This window comes from Psychrobacter sp. JB193, from assembly GCF_002285555.1.
In the GTDB taxonomy this organism is placed as follows: domain Bacteria; phylum Pseudomonadota; class Gammaproteobacteria; order Pseudomonadales; family Moraxellaceae; genus Psychrobacter; species Psychrobacter alimentarius.
On the sequence record NZ_NRGY01000002.1, the window covers coordinates 867,533 to 879,217 of the forward strand.

Annotated in this window: 11 protein-coding genes; 9 read left to right on the forward strand and 2 right to left on the reverse strand. The window is 41.8% G+C overall.

Annotation, left to right across the window (positions count from 1 at the left end):
- Positions 1-9: 9 nt before the first annotated feature.
- Positions 10-1,182 (reverse strand): zinc metallochaperone GTPase ZigA, encoded by a 1,173-nt coding sequence (gene zigA, locus CIK80_RS11730; protein ID WP_095570150.1) that lies wholly within the window; start codon positions 1,180-1,182, stop codon positions 10-12.
- Positions 1,183-1,609: 427 nt separating this feature from the next.
- On the opposite strand from zigA, the gene folE2 reads away from it, so the two are divergent.
- From folE2 to CIK80_RS11760, 6 genes are all read left to right on the forward strand, one after another.
- A complete protein-coding gene (folE2, locus tag CIK80_RS11735) occupies positions 1,610-2,512 on the forward strand; it encodes a GTP cyclohydrolase FolE2 (RefSeq protein WP_095570151.1) in 903 nt (300 codons plus the stop codon).
- The gene (gene hisI / locus CIK80_RS11740) at positions 2,500-2,958 is read left to right on the forward strand and encodes a phosphoribosyl-AMP cyclohydrolase (RefSeq protein WP_179288379.1); all 459 of its coding nucleotides are present in this window, start codon (positions 2,500-2,502) and stop codon (positions 2,956-2,958) included. Before folE2 ends, hisI begins: the two co-directional genes overlap by 13 nt.
- Positions 2,948-3,508 carry a carbonate dehydratase gene (locus CIK80_RS11745; protein WP_095570153.1) on the forward strand — a complete coding sequence of 187 codons (561 nt, stop codon included), beginning with the start codon at positions 2,948-2,950 and terminating at the stop codon, positions 3,506-3,508. Before hisI ends, CIK80_RS11745 begins: the two co-directional genes overlap by 11 nt.
- Positions 3,498-4,853, forward strand: a complete 1,356-nt coding sequence (locus CIK80_RS11750) for a dihydroorotase (RefSeq protein ID WP_095570154.1) — start codon at positions 3,498-3,500, stop codon at positions 4,851-4,853. Before CIK80_RS11745 ends, CIK80_RS11750 begins: the two co-directional genes overlap by 11 nt.
- A 30-nt stretch (positions 4,854-4,883) precedes the next feature.
- The gene (thrS, locus tag CIK80_RS11755) at positions 4,884-6,803 is read left to right on the forward strand and encodes a threonine--tRNA ligase (RefSeq protein WP_095570155.1); all 1,920 of its coding nucleotides are present in this window, start codon (positions 4,884-4,886) and stop codon (positions 6,801-6,803) included.
- Positions 6,804-7,034: 231 nt separating this feature from the next.
- The gene (locus CIK80_RS11760; protein WP_179288380.1) at positions 7,035-7,295 is read left to right on the forward strand and encodes a DUF934 domain-containing protein; all 261 of its coding nucleotides are present in this window, start codon (positions 7,035-7,037) and stop codon (positions 7,293-7,295) included.
- Positions 7,296-7,349: 54 nt separating this feature from the next.
- Here CIK80_RS11760 and CIK80_RS11765 read toward each other — a convergent pair whose 3' ends face one another.
- Entirely contained in the window at positions 7,350-8,759 is a 1,410-nt protein-coding gene (locus CIK80_RS11765; RefSeq protein WP_095570157.1) for a PLP-dependent aminotransferase family protein, read from the reverse strand.
- Between the two features lie 135 nt (positions 8,760-8,894).
- Here CIK80_RS11765 and CIK80_RS11770 point away from each other — a divergent pair, with 135 nt between their 5' ends.
- The 3 genes from CIK80_RS11770 to CIK80_RS11780 all read left to right on the forward strand — a co-directional run bounded on the left by CIK80_RS11770 (position 8,895) and on the right by CIK80_RS11780 (position 11,517).
- Positions 8,895-10,295, forward strand: a complete 1,401-nt coding sequence (locus CIK80_RS11770; protein WP_095570158.1) for a cytochrome ubiquinol oxidase subunit I — start codon at positions 8,895-8,897, stop codon at positions 10,293-10,295.
- An 11-nt stretch (positions 10,296-10,306) separates the two neighbouring features.
- On the forward strand, positions 10,307-11,314 hold the full coding sequence (gene cydB, locus CIK80_RS11775) for a cytochrome d ubiquinol oxidase subunit II (RefSeq protein WP_095570159.1): 1,008 nt from the start codon (positions 10,307-10,309) through the stop codon (positions 11,312-11,314).
- Positions 11,315-11,391: 77 nt separating this feature from the next.
- On the forward strand, positions 11,392-11,517 hold the full coding sequence (locus CIK80_RS11780) for a DUF2474 family protein (protein ID WP_083766349.1): 126 nt from the start codon (positions 11,392-11,394) through the stop codon (positions 11,515-11,517).
- Positions 11,518-11,685: the final 168 nt, after the last annotated feature.

The following is an 11,685-nucleotide window of genomic DNA, read 5'->3' on the forward strand; positions in this document are numbered from 1 at the left end:
CATCAATTTTCAATGTTCAGGACCTTCTGCCATTTCTTCATCATTAAGCAAGCAATTATTGAACTTATCAATAAGATTTGACTCATCCATCTCCATGCCTATTAGCACAATCTCTTGACGCGCATCGCCTGTACTCGTGTCCCAATTACTTTCTATGATGTCACGGTTTTGCTGATCTTGTGGCCATTGCTCTTCAGGAATGGTTGCCCACCAATATCCAGCTAGACCATGTCTAGCCATCGCGCCCGCTTGTGACCAAGAACCTGCCAGTTTGGGATGAGATGCTAGCCAAAAAAAACCTTTAGATCGAATCACACCTTTCCACTCTGTATTAATAAAATCGTAAAACCGCTGCGGATGAAAGGGGCGTCTAGCACGATAAACAAAACTACTGATGCCATACTCTTCCGTTTCAGGTGTATGTTCCCCTCTAAGCTCTTTTAGCCAACCTGGTGCTTCAGAGGCTTCATCAAAATCGAATAAATTTGTGTTCAACAACTTATCTAAATCTACTTGACCAAATTGAGAAATTTCAATATTAGCTCGCGGATTTAACGAGTGAATAATTGCCAGCAATCTTTCTTTTTCAGCATCTGAAATCAAATCAATTTTATTCAACACAATGACGTCACAAAATTCGATTTGATCAATCAATAAGTCGACCACGGTGCGTTGGTCCTCCTCACCCAATGATTCGCCTCGAGACTGTATACTGTCATAAGAGCTATAGTCCTTTAAAAAATTAAAGGCATCAACGACGGTCACCATGGTGTCTAGACGGGCAAACTCACTGAGAGAAAAACCATCATCATCTTCAAAAGTAAAGGTTTCCGCAACAGGTAATGGTTCAGAAATGCCAGTTGATTCGATAACCAGTTGATCAAAACGATTATCTTCTGCCAGACGTCGCACTTCTATCAATAAATCTTCTCGTAAAGTGCAGCAAATACAGCCATTACTCATTTCTACGAGTTTTTCATCGGTTCTGGACAACTCAGCTCCACCTTCTCTGACCAATGCTGCGTCAATATTTACCTCAGACATATCATTTACGATAACGGCAATGCGTCTACCTTCACGATTATTCAAAATATGATTGAGTAGCGTAGTTTTACCTGCGCCCAAAAACCCGGACAACACAGTCACAGGCAGTTTTTTTTCGATGGCTAAGGAATTACTCATTGGCTCTCTCTTCTCTATCAATTTATATAAGGGTTATAAAAAATACTTGAAAAATATAGGTACGTAAGATTATGAAAAATAAAAAGCATATCGATTGGTTGCGTTTTTGTCTTAAATGGTGCGAGACAAACAAGGTAAGGATTTACTAAGGTGGTCAGGACCCCAAGTTTGGTAACCAGCACTAGCGGTATGAATTTGCTTAAAACTATAAACCTTAAGTCACATGTTTAACGCCGCTCCTTTCTCCTACCAGAACGTACAAAATCTTTTTTTAGCTTCTAAAATTTATATTGCTTCTAATGTATCTAGCACCTCACTACCTATACGGAAATTTGTATAGGTGAAACAGTAAACATCACTATAGTTGCCAAATATTTTGTAATGTTATAACATAACAATAAATAATTCAACTGAGTTCTAAATATTAATGATTAACGATCTTCCTGATATCTCTGAAAACCTAAATGTAGCACCACATTCTTCTTGTTTAGACTGGGTTGGCATGGAGAATATTGCCTTACCTATTTACATAGAAAATACGCTTTGCCCAAGTCAAGTCAATGCTTTCGTGAGCTTAGATGACCCTGCTGTCAAAGGGATTCACATGTCTAGGCTATACATTCGCCTACTAGAATTAGTCAAATTAAAAATACTCAATTTTTCGCACCTCAAAGACACATTGCAAGATTTCCTCAAGAGTCACGAAGGCTTATCTAGCAATGCAAAACTACATATAAAAAGTCAGCTATATGTCGAGCGTCCCGCATTGATCAGTCCGCTGACTGGCTGGAAAAGCTACCCTTTTGAGCTGGTCTGCCAGCTCATTGATCAGCAATTTTTCTTTGAGGTTCAAGTTGAGATCCCGTATTCATCTACTTGTCCTTGTTCGGCTGCCTTATCACGTAGTTTGATTCAGCAGCAGTTTCAAAAAGCATTGTCAGAGAAACGATTTGATCTGACCAATTCAGAAGAAGTTATCGATTGGTTAGGGACTACCGAGGCGATTGTTGCAACCCCGCATAGTCAGCGTAGCGTGGCCCAATTAAGGTTTAAGGTCTCAACTGAGTTAGCTGAACTGCCACTCATCGCAATCATTGACCAAGCAGAACACGCCCTTGCGACACCTGTGCAAACAGCGGTAAAACGGGTAGATGAACAAGCTTTTGCACTGGCAAATGGACAAAACTTGATGTTCTGTGAAGATGCCGTACGGCGGTTACGTCATACATTCTTAGACTATGCCAATATTTTAGGATTTAAATTCAAAGTCATTCATGCAGAAAGCCTGCATGCACATGACGCTGTTGCAGAAGGTTCATGGCAATGGTGAACGCAAGCACGTCTATTTTCTTAGCAATGGAACATGGCAAAAAAGGTCAAAAGTACTGCTTTGATAAGGTGATGAAGCAGATTCCTTGGAATGAGCAAGGCTTGATAGCAGCGATTGCACAAGATGCCCAAACTAAAGAAGTATTAATGTTGGCTTGGGTCAATGCCGAAACGCTCATAGAAACCTTAACCACTAAAAGAGTCTGCTACTGGTCGCGTTCGAGACAAACTTTATGGCGCAAAGGAGAAAGCTCTGGTTATCACCAGCAGCTTATCGATGCCAAATTAGATTGTGATGGAGATGCTGTTTTATTTTCAGTTCAGCAACATGGCCCCGCCTGTCACACCTTGCGACCCAGTTGTTTTTATCTAGGCTTAGAATTGACACAAGTATCAATCTTAAGCAATCCTTTATCCAATACCAATAAGATATCTTATGATTCGTAAAAACCCATCCGGCGACCTTCCTATCATCGATCAAACGGCCTATGTCGATCAAACGGCTATTATTTGCGGCAAAGTTATTATTCATGCCAATGTCTTCATTGGGCCTTATGCTGTTATCCGCGCTGATGAAGTGGATGCACAAGGTGAAATGGAACCTATTATTATCGGTGCTAATTCAAACATTCAAGATGGAGTAGTTATTCACTCCAAAGCTGGGGCCGCTGTCACCATTGGAGAAAACTCTTCTATTGCTCATCGCTCTATCATTCATGGGCCTTGTAAGATTGGACATCATGTCTTTATAGGATTCAATAGTGTCTTGTTCAATTGCAGAGTCGGTAATAGAAGTGCAGTGAGACACAATGCCGTTGTGGATGGACAAGACTTACCTGATAACTTTTATGTTCCTGCTATCAGTCATATTCACCCCACCACTAACTTAAGTGACTTTCCACCTATGGATGTATCGCTTAATGAGTTTTCAGAAAGTGTGGTAAATGCCAATATCGAGCTGGTGCAAGGATACAAGGCCTTACAAAATGAATTTTAGCAACCTTCCAAAAATCATCATCCGCAATGCTGTCATTGTGAATGAAGGCATTCGGGAAATGGCTGATGTACTGATAGAAAATGGTCGTATCGAAAAAATACAGCCTAGTATTACCGGTGTTTCTCGTGCAGAAAATATCGATGCAGAAGGTGGCTGGCTCATTCCAGGTATGATTGATGATCAAGTGCATTTTAGAGATCCAGGGGCACCGCAAAAAGGCACTGTAAAATCAGAGTCGATGGCGGCGGCGATTGGTGGTATCACAAGCTATATGGATATGCCCAATACGCAGCCTGCGACACTAGATTTGCAAGCATTACAGCAAAAGAAGTTAAATGCCGCAACACATAGCATGGCAAATTACGCCTTTCACTTCGGTGTCAGTGCCGATAATATTGATATTGTCGAAAACCTAGACCCTAAGCTTGTTAGTGGCGTTAAAGTTTTTATGGGAGCGTCTACAGGCAATATGCTGGTCGACGACCCGCAAACCCTAGAACGCCTATTTTCGAATGTGCCTACTATTTTGTTGACGCATTGTGAATCAACGCCTCGTATCAAAATGCGCGAGCAACAGTATAAAGAAAAATACGGTGCCGACATTCCTGCCGTCATGCATGGCCGTATTCGTGATAAACAAGCCTGCTTTGAAAGCTCAAGTATGGCGGTTGCACTGGCTGAAAAATATGGTACTCAGCTACACGTATTACATATCACCACAGCTAAAGAGATTTGTCTGTTTAAAAACCTACCACTCGATAAAAAGTATATTACCGCTGAAGTTTGTGTGCATCATTTAAGTTTTGATGATACTGATTATGAAATGCTAGGACATCTCATCAAATGTAATCCAGCCATCAAAACAGTACAGGACCGTCAAGCATTGATTCAAGCGATCTCAGAGTCTAACCGTTTGGATATTATTGGTACTGACCACGCACCGCATACTTGGCAGGAAAAGCAGCAAAGTTACTTCAATGCCCCAGCTGGATTGCCCCTTGTACAACATGCCTTGCCTGCGTTGATGGAGTTAGTTGAGGACAAACAGATGAACATCGAAACCATGGTACGCAAGACATCGCATCAAGTGGCAGACTTGTTTCGCATTAAAGACCGAGGCTATATACGCGAAGGATATTGGGCTGATTTGGTATTACTCAAAGAAAATAAAGAAAAAGTCATGGTCAGTGACACTCGTAATTATATGCACTGTAACTGGACGCCTTTTGCACATAAAGCTTTTCGATATTCTGTAGACACCACCATCATCTCAGGGCAACTTGCATGGCATAAAAACCAGCTGTTCCCAAACTGCCGTGGTCAATCTCTTGAAATCGACCGTTAATCACCATAATTATTAATTGCCAGATTACTTATGAATATCCAAATAATTAGTCACCAAAATGCTCAGCAACTTTCAATTGAAGACCCTATATCGATCGCTACCTTATTAGAAACCTATAAACCGCCTGGTTATAAAAAAGTGTTTTTGGCGAAAGTTGGTAGCCGATATGTTGATTTGCAACATCTCATAACTGAAGACTGCCACATCCAGCTTATCACGTCTCAAGATGACGAGGCTTCAATGCTTCAACGTGATTCATTTGCTTATCTTCTTGTGAAATCAGTTTTAAACTTACACCCAAATGCCAAGCCCATACAGTATCAAACCACAGATACTGGTTTTTATTATGATTTTGCAGAGACGCCTAATTTTAACGAAGATCACCTCAATGACATATCAAACGGCATGCAAAATATTGTTCAACAAAAGCAGCCCATAGTAGGTCGTGACGTCTCTCTAACTGATGCTATTGCTTACTTCGGCTCAGAAAACCCACTTAAATCAGAACATTTAAAACAGTATAGAGAACAAAGCGAGTCAATAACGACCTTATTTCAACCACTTGATGATAGTGTGAATGATATCTATATATTCCCTTTGGTTGCTAACACCTCATTTTTGCCAAACTTCAAAATCACTCATGTATCAGGTGCCTATTGGCAAGGTGATGCAAGTCAGCCTATGTTGCAACGAATCTATGTCACTTGCTGGGCTACTCGAAAACAACTGACCGATTATCTGAAGCAACAAGAAGAAGCAGCAAAAAGAGATCACAGAAAATTATCACAGCAACTGGACCTGTTACATTTTGACGAACGAGCACCAGGAGCTGTTTTTTGGCATGCGAAAGGTTGGAAAATATTTCAATTACTGACGGGATATTTACGCCATCAGCAGGAAGAGGCAGGGTATATTGAGGTCAATACACCAGACGTTATGGATAGAGAGCTATGGGAGATTTCAGGACATTGGCAAAACTATAAACAGCAAATGTTTGCGGTAGAGACACCTGATGAAAAAACCTACGCGTTAAAACCAATGAGCTGTCCTGGTGCTGTTTGTCTCTACGGTCATGATTTAAAAAGCTATAGAGAGTTACCACTTAAAATGGCGGAATTTGGTAAAGTTCACCGTTATGAGCCTTCAGGATCACTGCACGGCTTAATGCGAGTTCGACATTTTACTCAGGACGATGCGCACATATTTTGTACCAAAGACCAGCTCCTATCAGAGTGTGTCAGTACCATCCGCTTGATTTATAAAATCTACCAGCATTTTGGGTTTGACAATATTTCTATCAAAGTATCTACTCGTCCAAAAAATAGAATAGGGTCTGAGCAAACATGGGATTTTTTAGAACAGACGCTCATTCAATCTTTGCAAGACATTGATATCGCCTATGAGGTCAGTGAAGGAGAAGGTGCATTTTATGGACCTAAAATTGAATTTACGCTAAAAGATGCGATCGGTAGAGAATGGCAATGTGGCACCATTCAAGTAGATTTAAACCTCCCAGAGCGCTTTGATCTCAGCTATATTAACGAAGATAATCAGAAACAGAAACCGGTCATGCTACACCGCGCTATATTCGGTTCACTTGAACGGTTTATCGGCATTTTGATTGAGCACTACGCAGGTCACCTACCTTTTTGGCTTGCGCCTGTCCAAGTTATGATAATAACTATTTCTGAACACCAACAGATTTATGCCCAGCAAGTCTTGAAGCGACTACAGAGTTTATCATTGCGAGTAGAGTGTGACTTTGGTAAGGATAAACTTGGTTATAAAATTCGCAAGCATACCTTGCAAAAAATACCGTTTCTTTTACTTATTGGAGGAAAAGAGTTGGAGGAATCTAGCGTTAGAGTCCGCACCAGTAAAGGTACAGACTTGGGATTATTACAAATGGATGAATTAGAAAAATTTCTTAGACAAGCCATGGTGAATTAAAGTGAAGACAGATGAGGTTTCTCATATCTCTGATCAAATAGAATGAAGGCAGCATTTATCGAGTGGCGGCTTATACTGCATTAGGAGGGATTACAAGAGCTTAGTATGAAGAAGATTATCTGTATTCAGTCTAATGATATGACGATCAGTCAAGTCTATGATTAGGTCATTTTAGAAGAGGATTTTGACTCACTCGAGTTCCATCAAATTTTACCGATGAAGGCTTGGTTAGTGTGTGTCGAACGAGGTGATAATACCTCGGCGGACATTTGGATTGACGTTGATGACCCAATGGAATTGAAAGGTGAGATCGATAAGCTATCGTTTGCCTGTGTTTTCTTCGCTGATCTTAAAAATGGGCAGGGCTACTCGACGGCATATTTACTGCGTAAGGGGTTAAATTTTCAAGGGAATTTACGTGTCTTTGGTGATGTACTAAGAGATCAATTGAGTCTAATACACCAAGTTGGTTTCGACAGTTTCGCTATATAATGCGGTGAAAGGCATCAAAAGCTTGTTCGTCACTAGGTTTAATGTTAAAAAACCCTATCCAAGTAGTACGTCAAATAGCTTTTTGACAGCGGCCTGCCTTTGCTCGGTCAACGGGTGGATATAACTTAAACGTAAAAAATTTTTATATTGACCCGATGCCGAGAAAAGTGAGCCGGGTGTCATGATCACGCCTTGCTCTAATACTTTATTATAACTGCGCTGTACGTTGATGGTTTCATCTAACTCTACCCACATAGAAATGCCGCCTTGGGCGTGGGTATAGCGAATTTTGTCACTCCAATGAGTATCTAATAAAGTCATCAGCTCCCTTTGTTGTTGCTTTAGCGTATTGACCTGTTGAGCAAGGTAACGTCGGTAATGACCTTCTTCTAAAAATGTTGCCAGCCCCTGCTGAGTGGATTCGCTAGAGGAGAGCTGGGTAATCAGTTTCAATTGAGTAATCTTGTCGTGCCACTTACCACCAAACACCCAACCAATCCTTAAATCTCGCGATAAACTTTTCGAGAAAGAGCTGCACAGAATAACTTGTCCCTTAGGATCGAATTTCTTCAATGGTTCCGCTGTAAAAGGCGGAAAAGCCAAATCCCCATAAATATCGTCCTCTATGATACAAAAATTTTTTTCAACCGCTAGATTGATTAATGCTCGGCGTGCTTTTTCAGGCATAAATGCCCCAGTGGGAGTGGCGTAATTTGGCGACACAATACAGGCTTTAATCGGCCAATCTGTTATTTTTTCGACCAAATCTTCAACGCTCAAACCTTCTTCAGGATCAGCAGCGACCTCGATAATTTTCAGTTTGAGTTGTTCCATGATTTGCAGTACACCATAAAATGCTGGAGATTCTACTGCTACAGTATCACCGGGTGAGCACGTTGCCATGAGGGAAATGAATAAGGCGTGTTGGCAACCACCGGTAATGCAAACCTGTGATGGATCTTGGTTCAAACTACGGTGGCGGTAGTGACTCACAATGGCGTCTTTTAAGCGCATATCGCCGCTTGAGTCGTTGTAGTAGAGAGCTTTTTGAGTGGGTCTGGAACGCAATGCTTTACTTAAGTGCCGGTTTAAAGTGATGAGGTGATTCGCATCATTGGTAGCACCAGCCGTTGGCAAAATATCAAAAGCGGCACTGCGTGTCATGATGTCTTTTAAGATGGCTGGTACGGTTACTTCTCTGGGAGCGGCGGGTGGGTTAATGCACTTTGGCGAGAGCCGGTCATTTTGTGTCTCTGCTGTGACAAAGTAACCTGATCTTGGTTTAGAAAAGATCAATCCCTCTGCTTCAAGTCGATGCAAGGCATGTAGCACCGTGGCTTTAGAAAAGCCCAAGTTCTGGCACATTTCTCGGACAGAAGGAAGTTTTCCGCTTGGCAAAAAATGATTGGCTTTTATATCTTTGCGTAATAAATGTTCCAGCTCTAGGTATTTAAACTGACTCATAACTGAGCCTTTGTTAATGAATCTGTACCTATTCTAAATTAATTTATTGTGCCTGTTCTATATTTTTTAAAGTTTTACACTTAACAAAGTAATTATTTTTTACTTTCTGACAGTGTAGAGGGTAGGCAGGGCACAATGATTGACTTAAATGCTATTGATTTGGCGCGAATACAATTCGCGTTCACCGTCTCGTTCCATATTATTTTTCCCGCTATTACAATCGGTCTTGCCAGTTATCTGGCCGTATTAGAAGGTTTTTGGCTTTGTACAAGAAAGCCGATTTACATGACCTTATGCCGATTTTGGATGAAAATATTTGCTGTCAATTTTGCCATGGGTGTTGTTTCTGGCATTGTGATGGCGTACCAATTTGGTACCAACTGGAGCCAGTTTTCTAACTTCGCAGGAGCCATTACTGGTCCGCTACTTAGTTATGAAGTGATGACGGCTTTCTTCCTTGAAGCTGGCTTCTTAGGGGTTATGTTGTTTGGCTGGAAAAAAGTCGGTGAAAAGCTACATTTTGCCTCTACTATTTTGGTCGCTATTGGAACCTTAATTTCGATGACCTGGATTTTGGCATCTAACAGCTGGATGCAAACCCCTCAAGGCTACGACATCGTTGATGGTCGCGTTGTACCTGTCAATTGGTTTGAGATTATTTTTAACCCTTCTTTTCCTTATCGTTTAGTTCACATGGGCTTGGCGGCCTTCTTGGCAACGGCGTTATTAGTTGGGGCTTCTGGTGCATGGCATTTGCTAAAAGGCTCTCATATACAAGTTGCGAAAAAAATGTTGTCCATGGCAATGTGGATGCTGCTGATTTCGGCACCTTTGCAAGTGATGGTCGGTGATCAGCATGGCCTAAACACGCTAGAGCATCAGCCAATCAAGGTAGCCGCGATGGAAGGGCACTGGCATCAAACGGAAAAAGGTGAAGGCGTACCGCTGGTCTTGTTTGGTTGGCCAAATATGGACGAAGAAAGAAACGATTTTGCGATTGAGATTCCGAATCTTGCCAGTTTGATTTTGACGCACTCTGTGGATGGGGATATTCCACCGCTTACGTCTGTTGCAGCAGAAGATCGTCCTTACGTGCCTGTGGTTTTCTTTAGCTTTCGTATCATGGTGGCGCTTGGCATCTTGATGATTGTACTGGCGGTAACTGCATTGATACTTCGCAAAAAGGGCAGAATCTACGAGAAAAAATGGTTTTTGCGCTTTTGTGTTGCGATGGGGCCAGCTGGTCTGATTGCCATGCTGACAGGCTGGTTTGTCACTGAAACAGGTCGCCAGCCTTGGGTGGTATATGGTTTGCAGCGCACTATAGATGCAGGCTCGCCCAATAGTGTGACTGCCATGAGTTTATCATTGCTCGCTTTCGTCGTGGTGTATCTGTGTGTGTTTGGTTTAGGCGTGAGTTATATGCTGGCGCTGATTCATAAAGGTCCAACCGTCGATTATTTGTTTGAAGATGATGATGATTTGAGCAAACGCCCAGCCCGTCCGCTATCTGCCGCTGATGGCGTAGAAATTTAGGAGACAGTGTCATGTATTTTGATTTACCGACGATTTGGGCTTTTGTTATCGGCTTTGGTTTGATGATGTACGTGTTCTTAGATGGCTTTGATTTGGGGATTGGTCTGCTGTTTCCTTTTATTAAAGACGAACATGAGCGAGATATTATGGTGAATTCGGTTGCTCCTGTTTGGGATGGTAACGAAACTTGGCTTGTATTGGGTGGCGCGGGCTTATTGGCTGCATTTCCTATGGCGTATTCGGTGATTTTGTCAGCCTTATATGGACCGATTTTACTGATGTTATTTGGTTTGATTTTGCGTGGCGTCGCCTTTGAGTTTCGCTTTAAGGCGACAGAGTCTCATCGTCCAATTTGGGACAAGCTATTTTTTGTTGGTTCCCTAATGGCCACCTTTGCTCAAGGCGTGGCGATGGGCGCTGTGATCATTGGTTTTCAAGTAGACAATGGCGAGTTCGCTGGCGGTGGATTGGATTGGTTGAGTCCATTTAGCCTGTTCACGGGTTTTAGTTTGCTATTTGCTTATGGACTACTTGGCGTCACTTGGTTGGTTGTTAAAACAGAGCATGGTTTGCAGAAAAAAATGCGCACATTCATTAAACCATTAACCTTACTGCTCGTAGCCTGTATGTTCATTATCAGCATCTATACGCCAATGATTAACGACAGTGTACGGGACTTATGGTTTAACGTATCCAATATTATGTATTTGGCGCCTTTACCGATTTTTACGGCTATTTTTGCACTGTTTCTTATGGGCGCGGCGCATTCTAAACAAGAAGATCGTGCTTTTATTTGTGCTTTATGCATGTTGTTTTTAGGATATTTAGGGTTATGTATTAGTCTTTGGCCAAACATTATTCCACCGAGTATTACGATTTATCAGGCCGCAGCACCAACGTCTAGCCTTAAATTTACCTTAGTCGGCGTTGTGTTTATTGTGCCTGTCATCTTGATTTATACCTTTTGGTCTTATCGAGTGTTCCGTGGAAAAGTCGTAGATACCGATGGTTATCATTAGAAAGCAGATAGCAAAAAGATTGGTGTTTACAGAGAGCCAGCCTTTTATGTAAGTAAGTTAGTTTGGAGGAAAGTACGATGAAAAAAAGTCTTCACCAGTTCAAATGGTTACTGATTTTTTGGGCACTTGGCGTTGGCTCGCTTTTGGTGGTCGCGACCATTATACGCTTCGGTATGACCTTGGCGGGAATGGAATCCAAATAAGTATTTTCGAATTTAAAAAAGGGAGCGCGAACACACTCCCTTTTAAGGCATAACTCTGGCTAAGTGCGCAGGCTAGCTGATTGGAATGGTGTTATCAGGGTGGGTGTATTAAGAATTTGGTTTAGAGGCTTGTCTTTGGATACCCAGTTTGTTTATGCCAATAGTGGC